At 67.8% G+C, this 16,342-nt stretch carries 15 protein-coding genes; 6 read left to right on the forward strand and 9 right to left on the reverse strand.

Going from position 1 to position 16,342, the window contains the following annotated elements; translation table 11 throughout:
- The first annotated feature begins 23 nt into the window (after positions 1-23).
- Complete coding sequence (locus tag AB0I32_RS06465) at positions 24-1,061, forward strand: D-alanine--D-alanine ligase (RefSeq protein WP_357504056.1); 1,038 nt, start codon at positions 24-26, stop codon at positions 1,059-1,061.
- A gap of 109 nt (positions 1,062-1,170) precedes the next feature.
- Here AB0I32_RS06465 and AB0I32_RS06470 read toward each other — a convergent pair whose 3' ends face one another.
- The 8 genes from AB0I32_RS06470 to rpmH all read right to left on the reverse strand — a co-directional run bounded on the left by AB0I32_RS06470 (position 1,171) and on the right by rpmH (position 8,849).
- Positions 1,171-2,460, reverse strand: coding sequence for a ParB/RepB/Spo0J family partition protein (locus AB0I32_RS06470; protein ID WP_357504058.1), 1,290 nt, complete (start codon positions 2,458-2,460; stop codon positions 1,171-1,173).
- Positions 2,461-2,557: 97 nt separating this feature from the next.
- On the reverse strand, positions 2,558-4,573 hold the full coding sequence (locus AB0I32_RS06475) for an AAA family ATPase (protein WP_357504060.1): 2,016 nt from the start codon (positions 4,571-4,573) through the stop codon (positions 2,558-2,560).
- 847 nt (positions 4,574-5,420) lie between these two features.
- A complete protein-coding gene (gene rsmG, locus AB0I32_RS06480; RefSeq protein ID WP_357504062.1) occupies positions 5,421-6,095 on the reverse strand; it encodes a 16S rRNA (guanine(527)-N(7))-methyltransferase RsmG in 675 nt (224 codons plus the stop codon).
- Between the two features lie 111 nt (positions 6,096-6,206).
- Entirely contained in the window at positions 6,207-6,761 is a 555-nt protein-coding gene (locus AB0I32_RS06485) for a R3H domain-containing nucleic acid-binding protein (RefSeq protein ID WP_357504064.1), read from the reverse strand.
- A gap of 12 nt (positions 6,762-6,773) precedes the next feature.
- Entirely contained in the window at positions 6,774-7,946 is a 1,173-nt protein-coding gene (gene yidC, locus AB0I32_RS06490) for a membrane protein insertase YidC (RefSeq protein WP_357504066.1), read from the reverse strand.
- 79 nt (positions 7,947-8,025) lie between these two features.
- Positions 8,026-8,334, reverse strand: coding sequence for a membrane protein insertion efficiency factor YidD (yidD, locus tag AB0I32_RS06495; protein WP_357504068.1), 309 nt, complete (start codon positions 8,332-8,334; stop codon positions 8,026-8,028).
- Positions 8,331-8,708 carry a ribonuclease P protein component gene (rnpA, locus tag AB0I32_RS06500; RefSeq protein ID WP_357448150.1) on the reverse strand — a complete coding sequence of 126 codons (378 nt, stop codon included), beginning with the start codon at positions 8,706-8,708 and terminating at the stop codon, positions 8,331-8,333. Before rnpA ends, yidD begins: the two co-directional genes overlap by 4 nt.
- 3 nt (positions 8,709-8,711) lie before the next feature.
- Positions 8,712-8,849, reverse strand: coding sequence for a 50S ribosomal protein L34 (rpmH, locus tag AB0I32_RS06505; RefSeq protein WP_108493057.1), 138 nt, complete (start codon positions 8,847-8,849; stop codon positions 8,712-8,714).
- Positions 8,850-9,280: 431 nt separating this feature from the next.
- On the opposite strand from rpmH, the gene dnaA reads away from it, so the two are divergent.
- The 5 genes from dnaA (at position 9,281) to AB0I32_RS06530 (ending at position 15,309) form a co-directional block, all read left to right on the forward strand.
- The gene (gene dnaA, locus AB0I32_RS06510) at positions 9,281-10,717 is read left to right on the forward strand and encodes a chromosomal replication initiator protein DnaA (RefSeq protein WP_116677405.1); all 1,437 of its coding nucleotides are present in this window, start codon (positions 9,281-9,283) and stop codon (positions 10,715-10,717) included.
- Between the two features lie 638 nt (positions 10,718-11,355).
- Positions 11,356-12,486, forward strand: a complete 1,131-nt coding sequence (gene dnaN, locus AB0I32_RS06515; RefSeq protein ID WP_116677406.1) for a DNA polymerase III subunit beta — start codon at positions 11,356-11,358, stop codon at positions 12,484-12,486.
- Positions 12,487-12,615: 129 nt separating this feature from the next.
- Positions 12,616-13,512 (forward strand): phosphogluconate dehydrogenase (NAD(+)-dependent, decarboxylating), encoded by an 897-nt coding sequence (gnd, locus tag AB0I32_RS06520; RefSeq protein ID WP_357504071.1) that lies wholly within the window; start codon positions 12,616-12,618, stop codon positions 13,510-13,512.
- 26 nt (positions 13,513-13,538) lie between these two features.
- Positions 13,539-14,774 (forward strand): DNA replication/repair protein RecF, encoded by a 1,236-nt coding sequence (recF, locus tag AB0I32_RS06525; RefSeq protein ID WP_357504073.1) that lies wholly within the window; start codon positions 13,539-13,541, stop codon positions 14,772-14,774.
- A 40-nt stretch (positions 14,775-14,814) separates the two neighbouring features.
- A complete protein-coding gene (locus AB0I32_RS06530; RefSeq protein ID WP_357448160.1) occupies positions 14,815-15,309 on the forward strand; it encodes a DciA family protein in 495 nt (164 codons plus the stop codon).
- Positions 15,310-15,461: 152 nt separating this feature from the next.
- Here AB0I32_RS06530 and AB0I32_RS06535 read toward each other — a convergent pair whose 3' ends face one another.
- Positions 15,462-16,124 (reverse strand): hypothetical protein, encoded by a 663-nt coding sequence (locus tag AB0I32_RS06535; RefSeq protein WP_357504075.1) that lies wholly within the window; start codon positions 16,122-16,124, stop codon positions 15,462-15,464.
- Positions 16,125-16,342: the final 218 nt, after the last annotated feature.

Consider the following 16,342-nt stretch of genomic DNA (forward strand, 5'->3'; position numbering starts at 1 on the left):
ATCACAACCGAGTGAGTCTCTCGATGACCAGTTCCGCCCCTGCTCCGTCCGCTCCGGCGTCCGCCGGCGCCGCCGTGGGCCTACCCGAGCGCCGTGGCGTGCCCGATGCCACGGACAGTGCTCCGCTGGTGGTCATCCTCGCCGGCGGACTGTCGCACGAGCGGGACGTCTCGCTCCGGTCAGGACGTCGGGTCGCGGAGGCACTGCGCTCCACCGGCCTGGAGGTCGTGCTGCACGACGTCGACGCCGACCTCCTGGCGTTCCTCCGCGACACCCGACCCGACGTCGTCTGGCCGCTGCTGCACGGCACGTCCGGTGAGGACGGCTCGGTGCGCGACGTGCTCGACATGCTCGGCCTGCCGTACGTGGGCACCGGCCCGCGCGCCAGCCGCGCGGCCTGGAACAAGCCGATCTCGAAGGCAGCACTGCTCGACGCGGGCCTCTCGACGCCCGACTACGTGACGCTCCCCCAGAGTCTCTTCCGGGACCTCGGGGCGCAGCCGGTGCTCGACACGGTGGTGCAGCGCCTGGGGCTCCCCCTCGTGGTCAAGCCGACAGAGGGCGGCTCCGCGCTCGGCGTCACCGTCGTGACCCGGGTGGAGGACCTGCCGCGAGCGATGGTGGAGTGCTTCGCCTACGGCGAGACAGCGCTCATCGAGCAGGCCGTCGTCGGCATCGAGCTGGCCGTCACCGTGATCGACGGGCCCGGCGGGCCGGAGGCGCTGCCAGCCGTGGAGATAGTCGCCGACGGCGGCTACGACTACGCCGCTCGCTACGTCGCCGGCGAGGCCGAGTTCTTCGCACCCGCTCGCCTCACGCCGGACCAGACCACCCTGGTGTCCGACGTCGCGGTGCGTGCCCACCAGGCCCTGCACCTGCGTCACCTGTCCCGCACCGACCTGATCCTCGACGCCTCGGGCACCGCCCAGATCCTCGAGGTCAGCGTCGCGCCGGGCATGACAGAGATGTCCGTCCTGCCTCAGGCGATCGCAGCGAGCGGTCGTGACGTCGCGGCGCTGTACCGCAAGATCGTCGACACGACGCTGGCTCCGGCGCTCTGACAAACATCGCCGACCGCTGAGACGACGCTGGGCCGGCATCTCCCACAGGGAGATGCCGGCCCAGCTTCTTTGTGTGCTGCTACCGCTTCCAGGGTCCCGCTGCGGCGGGTCAGGCGCCAGAGGGCGGCTTCAGAAGACCGCGCTCCTCCGGAGCCATCACATTGAGGATCCGGTTGAGGTCTTCGACCGAGGCGAACTCGACGGTCATACGGCCCTTGGTCTTGCCGAGTGCCACCTTGACCCTGGTCTCGAACCGGTCGGACAGTCGGGTCGCCAGCTCGTCCACTGCTTCGCTGCGGGTACCGGCTCGCGGCGCCTTGCGGGTCTTGCCGCCGCTGCCGTCGGACTCCGTCAGCATGACGATCTCCTCGGTCGCACGTACCGAGAGCCCTTCCGACACGATGCGCTGAGCGAGTCGTTCGATCTCCGCACCGTCGCTCAGGCCGAGCAGTGCACGAGCGTGTCCGGCCGAGAGCACGCCTGCGGCGACCCGTCGCTGCACCAGCGGAGGCAGTCTGAGCAGACGCAGCGTGTTCGAGATCTGGGGACGGCTGCGCGCGATCCGGTTCGCAAGCTCCTCGTGCGTGCAGCCGAAGTCGTCGAGCAGCTGCCGGTAGGCCGCGGCCTCCTCGAGCGGGTTCAGGTCCGAGCGGTGCAGGTTCTCCAGGAGCGCGTCGCGGAGCATGTCGCCGTCGTCGGTCTCCCGGACGATCGCCGGGATCGTCTCGAGCTGAGCCGCCTGCGTCGCGCGCCAGCGTCGCTCACCCATGATGAGCTCGTATTCACCAGGGTGTTCCTTGTCGGGACGGACAACGATCGGCTGGAGGACACCGATCTCCCTGATCGACTCGACCAGCTCGTCGAGGTCGCCTTCGTCGAAGACAGTGCGGGGCTGCCAGGTGTTCGGTCGGATCGCCGTGACGGGCAGCTCGGCGAAACGCGCGCCCGGCACGGGGAGAAGGTCCCCCGTTTCACGTGAAACAGAGGACGTCTCGCTCTCCTCGCGGCTGAAGAACGTGTCGTCGAGCGCGGACGCACTACCGCCCTCCACGGCTTCGTTCGCGACCGAGAGCCGGCCGCTGGCGATCGCGGAATCCCACTTCACGGTGCTCGGACGAGGGCCGTTGTTCTTGGCGGCCTTCTTCTCCGCCGACGGCTCCGCTGAGACGGTGTCCGCAGAGGAAGCCTCCACGGAGATAGTGCTCACCGGCACCTCGTCCGTCGCGCTCAGCGCCGGTGACGGGCGCTCTTCTACGACAGTCGCGACCGAACCGCCCAGTGCGTAGTCGGCGCCGTCGGACTCGCCCGGCCCAGTTCCGGCACCCAGCTCATCCGGCTCGGGACCCGTCGGGATCAGGGCGCCCAGGCCCCGCCCGAGCCCGCGTCGCTTCGCACTCATCGTGTCTCCTCGTCGGTTCCGGTCTCGCGCCCAGCGCGGACAGGCGTCTTCTCCATCGCCACGGTCCGCGTCGCGTCCCGTGCTTCACTGCGCACCATCAGTCCTGCGCTCCGACCGGCTCAGCCTGCATCGCACGACGCGGGCTCGAACCGCCCTGACCTCGCTCGGCCAGTTCACGGGATGCCTGAAGGTACGCCAGCGCACCCGTGGATGTCGCGTCGTAGGTCATCACCGTCTGGCCGTAGCTCGGGGCCTCGGAGATACGCACCGACCGCGGGATCGTCGTCTTGAACGTCTCCGCCGGGAAGTGCGAACGAACCTCGCCCGCAACCTGCTGCGCCAGGTTGGTGCGACCGTCGTACATGGTCAGCAGTATCGACGAGACGCGCAGCTCTGGGTTGAGGTGGGAGCGGATCAGGTCGATGGTCTTGAGCAACTGGCTCAGGCCCTCCAGGGCGTAGTACTCGCACTGGATCGGGATGAAGACCTCGCGGCCGGCCACGAACGCGTTGACCGTGAGGAGTCCCAGGCTCGGCGGGCAGTCGATGAGGACGTAGTCGATCCGCTCCTCGCCGGCAGCGATGCGATCGGCAAGGTACTTGTCGATCGCCTTCCGGAGCCGCGTTTCACGTGAAACAAGCGAGACGAGCTCGATCTCCGAACCCGAGAGGTCGATCGTCGCCGGAACGCCCCAGAGGTTCGGGACGTCGGGGCACTGCTGGATCGTGCTGGCCAGCGACTCTCCCTCCACGAGGATCTCGTACACCGACGGCGTCCCGGCGCGGTGCTCGATGCCGAGCGCCGTGGAGGCGTTGCCCTGCGGGTCGTTGTCGATGACCAGCACGTTCAGACCGGACTGGGCCAGGCCTGCGGCGACGTTCACCGTGGTCGTCGTCTTGCCGACGCCGCCCTTCTGGTTGGCCACCGTGATGATCCGCGTCTTCGGTGGGCGCGGGAACTTGCGCCCTTGCAGTTCAATACGTCGGCGAGCGTCCATCGCGAGCTCGGCGGCGACTGGCGTCGTATCGTCAACGGCCGGAACGGTTGCGATGAGGGCTGACCGACGCTCGTCATCGCCACCGTGCGGGCCGCCCGTGGGCTGCTGCGTGCCATGGGGCGTCTGCGCCGACCCGGGTGTTTCACGTGAAACACCGGGAGCGGAGAGGCTCTGCACAGGAATCGGATCCGTCACGCGGCCACTGTAATCGCTGGCTGCGTCTTCTGGCTCGGACTCCGGCTCTGTTTCTCTGGCGAAATGTGTGAATTCCGCGTCCACGAGAACCACCGACTCATCATCGTCGACCGGCGTGACCGGTCCGAGGACCGCAGGGGCGGCGTTCACCGCTGCGTCGAGAGCTTCACTCGCTCGGCGGATCGCGTCTGCCGGGACAGGCCGGTCTGACGGCAGCTCTTCCATCTGGTCGGGATCGACGTCGTTGGATGCCGCTTCAGGCCCCCACTCGGTCGTACCTGGGTCCGCAGCACGCTCCATCGCTTCGGTCGGTTCGGCGGACTCCGTCACAGCGGTCATGTCTGGTTCCTGATCTTCGGTCCCGGAAGCGGGCATCGTCACGGACTCGATCAGCTCGCTCAGCGCAGCGACGCTCTTACCCTCATCACCAGGACGGTCCTGGCCCCAGACCTGATCCCGCGGCACGCCGACTGCGATCTCGGGCTGAGGTGGCGCCATGTCCTCGGACGAGATGGGCCTCACCTCGTGGATCTCGGCATCCGCGGTCGCCGTCGCCGCTACCGGAGATTCGTCCACCTCCGGCTCGCCGTGTTCGGTTCGGGCCGCACCGGGCTCCGGCGCTCCGAGGCTCTCGGCGCTGACGTCTGCGGTACCGGCTTCAGGCCGGGTGGTGGCGACGGGCTCAGCGGTGGCGACAGGTTCGGTAGCGGCAATGCCGACGGCGTCATCGACGTCTACGGCGCCGATCTTTGATTCACCGTCGGCGTGGGCCGGGAGGCCATCCGGGAATCCGGGAGATCTCGAGGGAGCCGCATCCTCCATCGGAACATCGGTCAGGTAACCGTCGCTCACTGGAACGGCTTCGTGCTGCCCGCCGCTGTCATCCGACTCCGGGTGGTCTGTCAGCGCAGTGGAGCTCACCGCCGGCGATGACGCCCTTGCTGCCGACCGGGCGCCCTCTGTCGCAGGCTCCTCCAGAACGGAGGCCGGTTCGGAAGCGGACGAGTCGGGCGCCGTTGTGAAGGCAGCCGACGCCGCAACGGACTTGGCTGCCGCTACTCGCTTGGACTTTCGTCTGAAGAAGCACACGCGAGTAACGCTAAGGTCGGCAGCCTGTTCAGCTCCGTCGAAACGCCGACCTCAGGGTGATCGGATCCACTCTTTGTCGACGTTCAGGCTCGCCCAGCGCTAGGCGATGCGTTTCGGCCGCCTCAAGACCGAAAGGTGCCCCAAGTCCGATCCAGCGCTGCACACAGTCCCCCGGTCTTGTTTCACGTGAAACAGCCCGCCGAGGCGGTCCCCTGAACGGTCCGCCATCGTCGCCGACCAGGCGCCGCCGTCTCCCCTGTCGTGGATGCCGCTGGCACGCGGCCGCAGATTTCTTGCATCCGAAGAATGGTCTTCGAGTCTCTCCCTGTAGCTGCCCTGACGATCCGCATCAGCCAGTTGTCGAGAGTCCCCGCCGATACGACATCCGGCGCGGCTCTCGTTTCACGTGGAACACACTCTCTCCGCTGCGTGGCGGTTTCACGTGAAACGGGCAGGCCCGCTCGATGGGGTCGCGACTCGGCAGAACCGTCATCGCGGCCCTTCCTCGATCAGCGCTTTCCATGCGTGGTCCCACCGACTGTCCGAGGGGGCATGGACTCCCACACGTGACAGTCCTCGAACGGGATGGAAGGGATCCGCCCACGCTCCTAACCAGAACGGGAGCGTCCGCCCTGAGGCAGCCGCTCCCGTTCCACGTGAAACATCTTCCTCGCGAGGACTACTTCCCCCGACGCACCCGCACGATCGTCGTGGACTCAACGCCCTCGACGGTAGAGCCCTCAATAATGTCCGGGTCGCCCGCCGCATACTTCCGCAGGATCTTCCGTGCCGGGTCGACCTCCTCCGCGACGCTGCGGCCCTTGAGGATCACCATCTCCCCGCCTACCCGCACGAGCGGCATGCTCAACCGGACCAGCTTGGACAGGGCGGCCACCGCCCGGGACGTCACGGCGTCGACCTCGAACGCGCCGTGGTACTCCTCCGCCCGCCCGCGCTTCACCTGGACGTTCTTCAACTCGAGCTCGGCCACCACCTCGGAAAGCCACGTCGTCCGTCGCTCCATCGGTTCGACGAGGATCACCTCGAGCTGCGGGCGCATCACTGCCAGCACCACGCCGGGCAGGCCTGCACCCGATCCGATGTCGGCCACCGATCCCGACGCGGGAAGGTACGGAACGACCGCAGCGGAGTTCAGGATGTGCCGCTCCCAGATCCGCGGCACCTCGCGCGGCCCGATCAGACCACGAAGCTCGCCCTGGTCACGCAGCATCTCGGCGTAGTGCGCGACGCCGTCGTACGCATCGCCCAGGTAAGCCTTGACGCTGTCGCTCGTGCCGAGCGTGTCGCCGTCGGGCACCGCGGTGTCCCCGCCAGGCCTCTCCTGTGCCGCCACGTCCGAACCCTCCACGTCTCGTCCTCCAGTCCCTGTCGAAAGTAGCCAAACACACCGAGGGCCGGTGCACGTCCTCGGGACGCGCACCGGCCCTCGGTCGAGGCCGATAGCTCAGTCGGTGACCGCTGCCGGCGTCCCCGCCGGCTGGACCACCACGTACCGCTCGGGCTCGACTCCACGCGAGTCGCTGACCAGCCCGGCCGCCGCTACCGCATCGTGCACCACCTTGCGCTCGAACGCGTTGAGCGGCTCGAGCTCGACCTCCTCGCCAGAGCTCCGCACCTGCTCCACGGCAACCTCCGCAATGCGCGTGAGGTCGACGCGGCGAGCCGCCCGGTAGCCACCTATGTCGAGCATCAGCCGGCTGCGCTCCCCCGTGCGGGTCTGCACCGCCAGGCGCGTGAGCTCCTGCATCGCGTCGAGCACCTCGCCCTCGCTACCGATGAGGTGCGCCAGCGACTTGGGATCGTCAGCCACCACCTCGACCGCGGCACGGTCGTGCTTGATGTCGAGGTCGATGTCGCCGTCGAGGTCGGCGATGTCGAGGAACTCCTCGAGGTAGTCGGCTGCGATCTCGCCCTCTTCTTCGAGGCGCTTGGTCCGGTCCTCGGGATCCACGACCGGAGCCTCGGGATCGGGTGTAGCCGTACCTGTGCTCGCGTTCATCGTGCCTTCCTCCTACTTCTTCTGCTTGCGCTTGCTCGACGCGGCCGGGGTCGACCCGGGCGCCGTGCCGGACGGCTTCGGCTTCGAGCCCGGCTGCTTCACCGACGTCGTGCCGGTCGGCTTGGGCTTGGAGCTGGACTGCTTCCCCGAGGCCGGCTCAGGTGCCGTCTCCGGCGCCGTCTCGGGGGTGGCGTCCTGCGGTGCCGACTGCGCGACGGCGGGACGCGGGGGCACCGCGCCCTTCTGCCGGTCCTTGCGCTTGGGCTGCACGCGCTGACCGCTCTTGGGCTGCTCCACCACCGGGGTGGCGTCCTCGATGACGGCGCCGGACTTGGCGGCACGCTTGGCGGCCTTCGCGGCCTGACGCTCCTTCATCTGCTTCTCTGCGATGGAGCCGGGCGTCGGCATGCGCTTGATCGTGTAGTACTGCTGCCCCATCGACCAGAGGTTCGTCACCGTCCAGTAGATGAGGACACCCACCGGGAAGTTCACGCCCGAGATCGCGAAGACGATCGGCAGCATGTAGAGCATGAGCTTCTGCGTCTGCGCCATCGGACCCTCGAGGGCCGACGGGGGCATGTTCTTCATCGTGAGCTGGCGCTGCGTCGTGAAGGTCGTGACGCTCATCGCGACGATCAGCGCGATGACGACGATGCGGGAGACCATCGAGTCGGTCTGCAGGAAGACGTCGCTCAGCTGTGCACCGAACAGCGTCGACGACTCGATGTCACCAGCGACGTCCCGGGTGATCGGTCCGATGGGATCGGCGTTGCCCTCTGAGATCGCCTTCAGACCGTTCAGCACGCGGAACAGCGCGAAGAAGATCGGCGACTGCAGCAGGATCGGCATGCAGGACGCGAACGGGTTGGTCCCGTGCTTCCGGTACAGCTCCATGGTCTCTCGCGTCATGTTCTCGCGAGACGCCGGGTCGGTCTTGCCCTTGTACTTCTTCTGCACGGCCTGCAGCTCGGGCTGGATCATCTGCATCCCGCGCGAGGCCTTGATCTGCTTGAAGAAGAGCGGGATCAGCACGATGCGGATGACGATCACCAGAGCGACGATCGACAGGACCCACGCCGTACCGGGACCTGCCGACATGCCGAGCGTCGTGAAGAGCCAGTGCGACCCGTAGATGATCCAGGCCACGACCCATTCGATCGGGTAGAGGAAAGCGAAGAAGTCCATCGGTCAAGAAGCTCCAGAGTCGGTGACGCAAAGTCTGCAGTGGCTGCGGGTGTCGTGCCGGCGACACAGGCCGGGGCAGTCAGCCCTCGGCGTGGGTGTGCGCGCCGCGCACGGGCGGCACGTCGTCGACGCCACCGAGACTCCACGGGTTGCACCGCAGCAGGCGCCACAGCGCGAGACCCAGCCCGCGCACGACACCGTGACGCCGCAGGGCGATCAGGGTGTACTGCGAGCAGGACGGGTAGTACTTACAGCTCGGGGGGCTCATCGGGCTGATGAACGCCTGGTAGAAGCGCACCATCCCCACGAGGAGGGTCACCGGGAGCCTGCCGATCAACGAGGGCTCGCGCAGCGGTGCCTCACCCTCGGGTGCGGGGGCGGTGGTCATCTCTTCCCGTCTCCCGTGGCGCGTGCAACCGCACGACGCAAGCAGGAGTCGAGGTCCCGTTCAAGATCCGCATACGTTGCGGCCGACGACGGCGGAAGAGCACGCACGACGGCCCGGGCAGTACTCGGCAGGGCCGAGAGCTGTTCGGCCGCGGCAGCGCGGAGCCGACGCTTCACCAGATTGCGCTGCACAGAGTTGCCCACAGCCTTGGAAACGACAAAACCGACCTGTGGAGTTCCCGATCCTGGGTCCGAGACATTTTCGTCCGGTACCAGGAGGTGAACCACCACGGTCGATCGACCTGCACGCGTGCCGCGGCGCACCGTCCGCTCAAAGTCGACGGAACGGCGCAGTCGGTGCGCCGCGGGCAACACGGCTCAGGCTGAGAGCTCGGCGCGACCCTTGCGGCGACGGTCCGCCAGGATGGCGCGGCCGGCGCGGGTGCGCATGCGCAGCCGGAAACCGTGGGTCTTTGCACGCCGGCGGGTGTTCGGCTGGAAGGTCCGCTTGCTCACGAGGTACTCCAAGAACGTCGGGGTAGGCACACCGTCTGTCCTCGACGATGCAGTGAAAGTTGGCCGATCAATACAGCGATCGGCCTCGCCGACCCGGGGGCCTGCTCCACTGGTCGTGGTCGACGTCGAAGGACGTGACCCGAATCCGTATGTGGGCGCGCAGAAGTACCAGGAACGGCTATATGACGTTACGCCGCCCATGCCCTCCGGGTCAAACCAGAACGGCGAGATCATGCGTGTCGGACGCGCCACATCGGGCGTCTCTGCGGGCCGCGTGGGTGGCTCTGTGACCTGCCCGTGTACCACCTGTCCTGCGGCGATCCTGACAATCCACAACCTGTGGACAACTGTGTGGGCGGTGCTCCATCATGGCAGACTCCAAGACACCCCCAGCACTCGCAGGACCCCGCGCACGAGACGAAGGAAAGCCAGTGGCCAACCCGGACGAGAACATCGGTGACGTCTGGGCACAGACCCTGACGGCACTCGAGGCCCGGCCCGATATGAGCCCCCGGCAGCTCGCCTTCATCCGCCTGGCCAAGCCGATGGCAGTGCTGGACGACATGGTGTTCATCGCTGTCCCCCACGAGCAGACGCGTACCTATCTGGAGACCGCGGTCCGCGACGACCTGGTGTCCGCGATGTCTTCCGTGCTCGGCAGGGACGTGCGCTTCGGCATCACCGTGGATCCCGAGCTGAGCAGCCGTACGCTCGCCGGACCCTCGCAGATCTCAGGGCCGGCCGCCCTCTCGCTCGAGCACGAGCCGCCGGAGCCCGAGCAGGCGCAGATGCCTATCGCTCCGCAGCCGGCGCCGAAGCCCTCGGCCGAGCCCACCCGGCTGAACCCGAAGTACATCTTCGAGACGTTCGTCATCGGTTCATCCAACCGATTCGCCCACGCGGCCGCCGTCGCCGTGGCCGAGGCACCCGCCAAGGCGTACAACCCGCTCTTCATCTACGGCGACTCGGGACTGGGCAAGACCCACCTGATGCACGCCATCGGGCACTACGTCCACAACCTGTACCCGCACATCCGGGTGCGGTACGTGAACTCCGAGGAGTTCACCAACGACTTCATCAACAGCATCGGTGAGGGCAAGGCGGGCGCGTTCCAGCGCCGGTACCGCGACGTCGACGTGCTCCTCATCGACGACATCCAGTTCCTGCAGGGCAAGGAACAGACGATGGAGGAGTTCTTCCACACCTTCAACGCGCTGCACAACGCCAACAAGCAGGTAGTGATCACGTCCGACGTCCCGCCGAAGCAGCTCAACGGCTTCGAGGACCGCCTGCGCTCCCGCTTCGAGTGGGGCCTCATCACCGATGTCCAGCCCCCTGACCTCGAGACCCGCATCGCGATCATGCGGAAGAAGGCAGCGAGCGAGCACCTGGACGTGCCGGCGGACGTCCTCTCCTACATCGGATCGCGCATCTCGACGAACATCCGTGAGCTCGAGGGCGCCCTGATCCGCGTCACCGCGTTCGCGAACCTCAACCGGCAGCAGGTCGACCTGGCTCTCGCGGAGATAGTCCTCAAGGACCTGATCACCGACGATGACGACACCACGGAGATCACGCCGGCCGTCGTCATCGCGCAGACCGCCGCGTACTTCGGTCTCACCATCGACGACCTGTGCGGCTCGTCCCGGTCCCGTGTGCTGGTGACCGCCCGGCAGATAGCCATGTACCTGTGCCGAGAGCTCACTGACCTGTCGCTGCCCAAGATCGGCCAGCAGTTCGGCGGGCGTGACCACACCACCGTCATGCATGCGAACAAGAAGATCGCGGGCCAGATGGCGGAGCGCCGCTCGACCTACAACCAGGTCACCGAGCTCACGAGCCGGATCAAGCAGCAGCAGCGCGGCTGATCCGAAGAAATCTCGCGCGGAGTTCCGAAAACGGACGGCGCGCCACTTTTCGCGCCTATCCCCACCCCTGTGCACAGCCGAACCGGTGCACGGGGGTGTTGCATATCCGCACCTCCACAGGTCTATCCACATGGAGAACGGCGGGGTGCTGCGGTTTCCCTCGGCTCGTCCCCAGCCCTGTGCACGCAAGCTGTGCAGAACCCGGCCTACAACGCTGACCTGCCGATACACACCTGGGGACAAGCCTGTGGACGGCTGTGGACGACGGGCCATTTTCTGTGGGCGGGGACACCCGGATCGGTGGACAGCCTGTGTGTACAAACTGGCCGTCCACAGGTGTCCCCAGTTCATGCACAGTTGGGCCCACAGCTCCTCCACAGGAGAAAAGTGGCCCTGACCTGCACGAAGACCCGATATCCCCAGTATCCACAACCCCTACTACTACTACGACATCTATCTCTAAGAGGGAATCCACACGCCTTCATCAGGCGGTTCGAGCGTTCGGCACACCACTTCGAACATTAGTACTAAGCCGAGGAAGAAGTCCATCCACAACCTGTGCCGCTCGAGTGCCACGTGGTCGGCAACTCGCGTAGGGTTTCCCTCGACAGTCCAGGAACAAGAGGAGATGCAACGGCATGAAGTTCAGGGTCGAGCGCGACGTCCTCGCCGATGCCGTGACGTGGACCGCTCGCACGCTCCCCACGCGTCCGCCGGCTCCCGTACTTGCCGGCGTCCGCATCGAGGCAGACGCTCAGGGCGTCATCAACCTGGCGAGCTTTGACTACGAGACGTCCGCGCGGTCCGAGATTCCCGCCGAGGTCGCAGAACCGGGCACGGTCCTGGTCTCCGGCCGGCTCCTGGCAGAGATCTCCCGGGCACTGCCCAACAAGCCTGTGGATGTCGCACTCGAGGGCAACAAGGTTGTCGTCACCTGCGGCGCGAGCCGGTTCACGCTCCTCACCATGCCTGTGGACGAGTACCCCGCGCTGCCCGGCCTCCCAGAGGTCAGCGGGACGGTCTCAGGCGACGCGTTCACCCACGCCGTCGCCCAGGTGACCGTCGCGGCGAGCCGCGACGACACCCTGCCGCTGCTGACCGGCGTGCGCGTTGAGATCGAGGGCGAACGCATCACGCTGCTCTCCACGGACCGCTACCGCCTCGCGCTTCGTGAGCTCACCTGGACCCCGGCCACCCCGGGCTTCTCCGCGGTGGCCCTCATCCGCGCTCGCACGCTGAACGACGTCGCGAAGTCGCTCGGCTCGGGTGGGCTCGTGAACGTCGGGTTGTCCACAGGCCAGGGCCTCGACCTTGTGGGTTTCGAGGCCGGCGGCCGCCAGACGACGTCGCAGCTCGTCGAGGGCGACTACCCGGCCGTTCGCCGGCTCTTCCCGGACAGCACGCCCATCCACGCGGTGGTCGCGACGGCGCCCCTGATCGAGGCCGCCAAGCGCGTGAGCCTGGTCGCGGAGCGCAACACGCCGATCCGTCTCTCGTTCAGTGACGGCCAGGTCGTGCTCGACGCCGGTCACGGTGACGATGCTCAAGCATCCGAGGCACTGGAGGCAGTGCTGGTGGGCGAGGACATCGCCGTGGCGTTCAACCCGCAGTTCCTGCTCGACGGGCTCGGCGCGCTGGGCACCGACTTCGTCCGGCTCTCGTTCACTCACCCCAACAAGCCGGTCGAGTTCACCGGTCAGGGCAGCCTGGACGGCGAGGACGACTCCGCCTACCGGTACCTGCTGGTCCCGATCCGCTTCACGGGCTGACGGCTCGGGGCTCTCCAGTGGACGGGCCCCGGTATCCACAGCCCACAACCGTCAGTCTGGACAGCCAGCCTGCACCAAGGACGGCCGCCACGAGCGAGCCCGTCGATCGACCCTGGAGGAAGCACGCACATGGTCACCCACATCGGCCTGGTCGGCCTGGGCAAGATGGGCAACAACATGCGGTCCCGCCTGCGCAAGGGCGGCATCGAGGTCACCGGGTTCGACCCGCGGCCGGAGGTCTCGGACGTCCCGACGCTCGCAGACCTGGCGGCCGCCCTTCCGCAGGAGAAGCGGGTTGTCTGGGTGATGGTTCCCGCGGGCGAGCCGACGCGCGGCGTGCTCGACCAGCTCGCCGAGATCCTCAACGAGGGCGACATCGTGATCGAGGGCGGCAACTCCCACTACGTCGAGGACCAGGAGCGTGCCGCCGAGCTCGCCAAGAACGGCATCGGCTACCTCGACGTGGGTGTGAGCGGTGGTGTCTGGGGGCTGGAGAACGGCTACGGCCTGATGGTCGGTGGCGCTGCCGCCGACGTCGAGTCGGTCATGCCGGTCTTCGACGCGCTGCGCCCGGAGGGGCCCCGTGAGGAGGGCTTCGTCCACGCGGGCGGCGTCGGCGCCGGCCACTACGCCAAGATGGTCCACAACGGCATCGAGTACGGCCTCATGCAGGCGTACGCCGAGGGTTATGAGCTGCTCGCGGCCAAGTCCGACGTCATCACCGACGTGCACGGCACGATGAAGGCCTGGAGCCGCGGTACCGTCGTGCGCTCCTGGCTTCTCGACCTCATGGTCAAGGCGCTGGAGCAGGACCCGAAGCTCGCCCTGCTGGACGACTGGGTCGACGACTCCGGCGAGGGTCGGTGGACCGTGGACGAGGGAATCGACATGGCAGTTCCGCTGCCCGTCATCTCCGCTGCGCTGTTCGCCCGCTTCGCCTCCCGCCAGGAGCAGTCGCCTGCCATGAAGGCGGTGGCCGCGCTGCGTCAGCAGTTCGGTGGGCACGCGGTGAAGTCGGCCGAGTAGCGCACGGGACGTACGATCTCCTACCGATGTACGTCTCCCACCTCTCCCTGCTGGACTTCCGGTCGTATGCCTCGGCCGACGTGGAGCTCGAACCCGGGGTCAACGCGTTCGTAGGGCGCAACGGCCGGGGCAAGACCAACCTCGTCGAGGCGATCGGTTATGTCGCGACGCTCGGCTCGCACCGCGTCGCCACCGACGCGCCGCTGATCCGGTCGGGCGCCGACCGCGCCGTCGTGCGGACGCGGATCGTCCGCGGGGACCGGGCAAGCACCGTCGAGCTGGAGATCACCCAGGGCAAGGCGAACCGCGCACGCATCAACCGTGGTCAGGCGGTGCGTGCGCGGGACGTGCTGGGGGTGTTGCGGACGGTGCTCTTCGCACCCGAGGACCTCTCGTTGGTCAAGGGTGAGCCCGACGGCCGACGGCGGTTCATGGACCAGCTGCTGGTCCTGATGATGCCGAGGGTGTCCTCGGTCCTCTCGGACTATGAGCGGGTGCTCAGGCAGCGTTCCGCACTGCTCAAGTCGGCCCGGTCATCACGGAGGTCTGGTGGCTCGTCGCGGGCGGAGAGCGCTGCGGCGGAGCTCGCGACACTCGACGTCTGGGATGCGCGGCTGGCCGAGCTCGGCGCGGAGATCCTGTCGCTGCGGATCCAGCTGGTCGAGGTGCTGCGTCCTGCGGTCGCTGCCGCGTACGAGCAGGTGAGCGACGCCGACGGGGATGCGGAGATCGCGTATCGGTCATCGCTCCCCGCCCTCTCGGCAGGCGATCCACAGGAGTTGTCCACAGGTCCTGGGGATAACTTCGCCGACGTGGGACGGCTGCGGGACCTGCTGCTGGAGGCTCTCGTCACGGCGCGACCGCAGGAGCTGGAACGAGGAGTGAGCCTCGTCGGCCCGCACCGTGACGACCTCGTCCTGACGCTCGGCGGGTTGCCGGCCAAGGGCTACGCGAGCCACGGCGAGTCCTGGTCGTTCGCGCTCGCGCTGCGCCTTGCATCATTCCGGCTCCTCGGCGGAGATCCGCAGAATTCGGCGGATTCACCCGCTTTCTGGGACCCGGAACGTGGCACTGATGCTGATCCCGTACTGATCCTCGACGACGTGTTCGCCGAACTCGACGTCAGGCGCAGGCAACGGCTCGCCGACCTGGTGCTACCGGCTCGCCAGGTGCTGGTGACGGCAGCCGTGGCCGAAGACATTCCCCCTGCCCTCAACGGCGTACGGTTTCACGTGGAACCCGGGACGGTGACTCGTGACTGACAACTCTCCACAGGGGCCTGTGGATAACTCTGAGCCCCCTTTGACGCCCCCCTCCGAGGTGGCGCGCGCCGCTCTGAACCGAGCCAAGGCCGCGGCGCGAGCGCGCGGTCTCCGGCCTGGGTCGCCGTCACGCCGGTCCCCCCTGGCCGAACCGCGGTCGAGTGGATCGGGCCCGGGTGCCCGCGACCCCCAGCTGCTCGGCGCGCTCGTCGGCCGGCTGCTGCGCGAGAAGGGCTGGACCGAGGACGTCTCGGTGGGCGGGGTGATGGGCCGGTGGCGCGAGGTGGTGGGTCCCGAGATCGCCGACCACTGCACACCGGAGACCTTCGAGGACAAGGTGCTCGTGGTTCGCGCGGACTCAACGGCGTGGGCGACTCAGCTCCGGCTGCTCGTACCCACGCTGCGCAGGCGCATGGCCGAGGAGATCGGCGAGGGTGTGGTCGAGGAGGTCACCGTGCTCGGCCCGGCCGGCCCCGGGTTCCGCAAGGGCCCGCGCTCCGTACGCGGCCCGGGTCCGCGGGACACCTGGGGCTGACTTCAGACCCTGCCGGTACGTGTCCGGACCCGTGCGGTGCCCGGATGGCTCGTCCGGGAACTGATCGTTCGGGGATGCAGGAAGGGCCCCCGGCAGAAGCCGGGGGCCCTCTTTGCTCAGCTGCGCCGAGGCGTCAGCCAGGTGCTACCAGATCAGGCGCTCTGCATACGCTTGCGGGCCCAGACCAGGGCGACGCCACCAGCAGCGAGCAGCGCGGCGAACGCGATGGCGCCACCGACGGTCGCACCGGTCGCGGCGAGCACCGGGGGCTCCTCAGCGGCAGGGCTGGGCGAAGCCGACGGCTCGTCGGACGGCACGGGAGCCGGCGGGACGGATGCCTCGTCGGTGGGGACCACGGAGGGCTCCTCCGAGGGCTCGGGCTCGGTGACGGGGGGCTCGCTCGGCGAGGGCTCCGGGGTCGGCTCCGCCGTGACGCACGGCTCGATGGTCCCGCCGAAGTCCTTGACGCCCTGGCCGTCAGGAGAGTCGTACGAGACGGTCCAGGTGTGCGCCACCGTCGCGTCGAGGGTGTCCCACTTGTTCTCGTAGCTGTACTCGTACTGCGGCTGGTTCTGGCCGGACTTGAAGCCGACCTCTTCGAACGTACCGGACTCGACCTCGGCGTCGTCGATGGTGACGACGACGGAGGCACCGGCGGGGTACATCTTGGCGGTGGCAGAGACGAACGAGACGCCGGCTGCGGCGTCGCAGCCCGCTACGGCTTCGGGAATGTGAGCGGACGCGGATGCCGCGCCGACGACGATGCCGCCGAGGGTGAGTGCGGCGAGGGCGCCGCCCGCGAGAAGTTTCTTCACTGTGAAGTCCTTCGAGAGAGACTGGGCGCAAGTTGCGCAAATGACCGGTCGGCGCTATTAGAGCAGAAAACGGCAAATCAACGAAATGTCACCCTCTGTCGGTAAATCGTCTAACCTTCGGCAGCCCCGGGCATGACGCTTCGCGGACGATCTGGAGGGCGACGGCAGCCGATGGCGAACACCTGTACGAATCGCCGTCGAGACGAGTCCGTCGACGT

The sequence above is a fragment of the Promicromonospora sp. NPDC050249 genome, from assembly GCF_040656015.1.
Classification (GTDB): Bacteria; Actinomycetota; Actinomycetes; order Actinomycetales; family Cellulomonadaceae; genus Promicromonospora.

Coding starts and splice junctions, on each gene's coding strand:
- AB0I32_RS06465 (WP_357504056.1), top strand. CDS start 24: ATGACCAGTTCCGCCCCTGCTCCGTCCGCTCCGGCGTCCGCCGGCGCC.
- AB0I32_RS06470 (WP_357504058.1), bottom strand. CDS start 2,460: ATGAGTGCGAAGCGACGCGGGCTCGGGCGGGGCCTGGGCGCCCTGATC.
- AB0I32_RS06485 (WP_357504064.1), bottom strand. CDS start 6,761: ATGAACGCGAGCACAGGTACGGCTACACCCGATCCCGAGGCTCCGGTC.
- yidC (WP_357504066.1), bottom strand. CDS start 7,946: ATGGACTTCTTCGCTTTCCTCTACCCGATCGAATGGGTCGTGGCCTGG.
- yidD (WP_357504068.1), bottom strand. CDS start 8,334: ATGACCACCGCCCCCGCACCCGAGGGTGAGGCACCGCTGCGCGAGCCC.
- dnaN (WP_116677406.1), top strand. CDS start 11,356: ATGAAGTTCAGGGTCGAGCGCGACGTCCTCGCCGATGCCGTGACGTGG.
- gnd (WP_357504071.1), top strand. CDS start 12,616: ATGGTCACCCACATCGGCCTGGTCGGCCTGGGCAAGATGGGCAACAAC.
- recF (WP_357504073.1), top strand. CDS start 13,539: ATGTACGTCTCCCACCTCTCCCTGCTGGACTTCCGGTCGTATGCCTCG.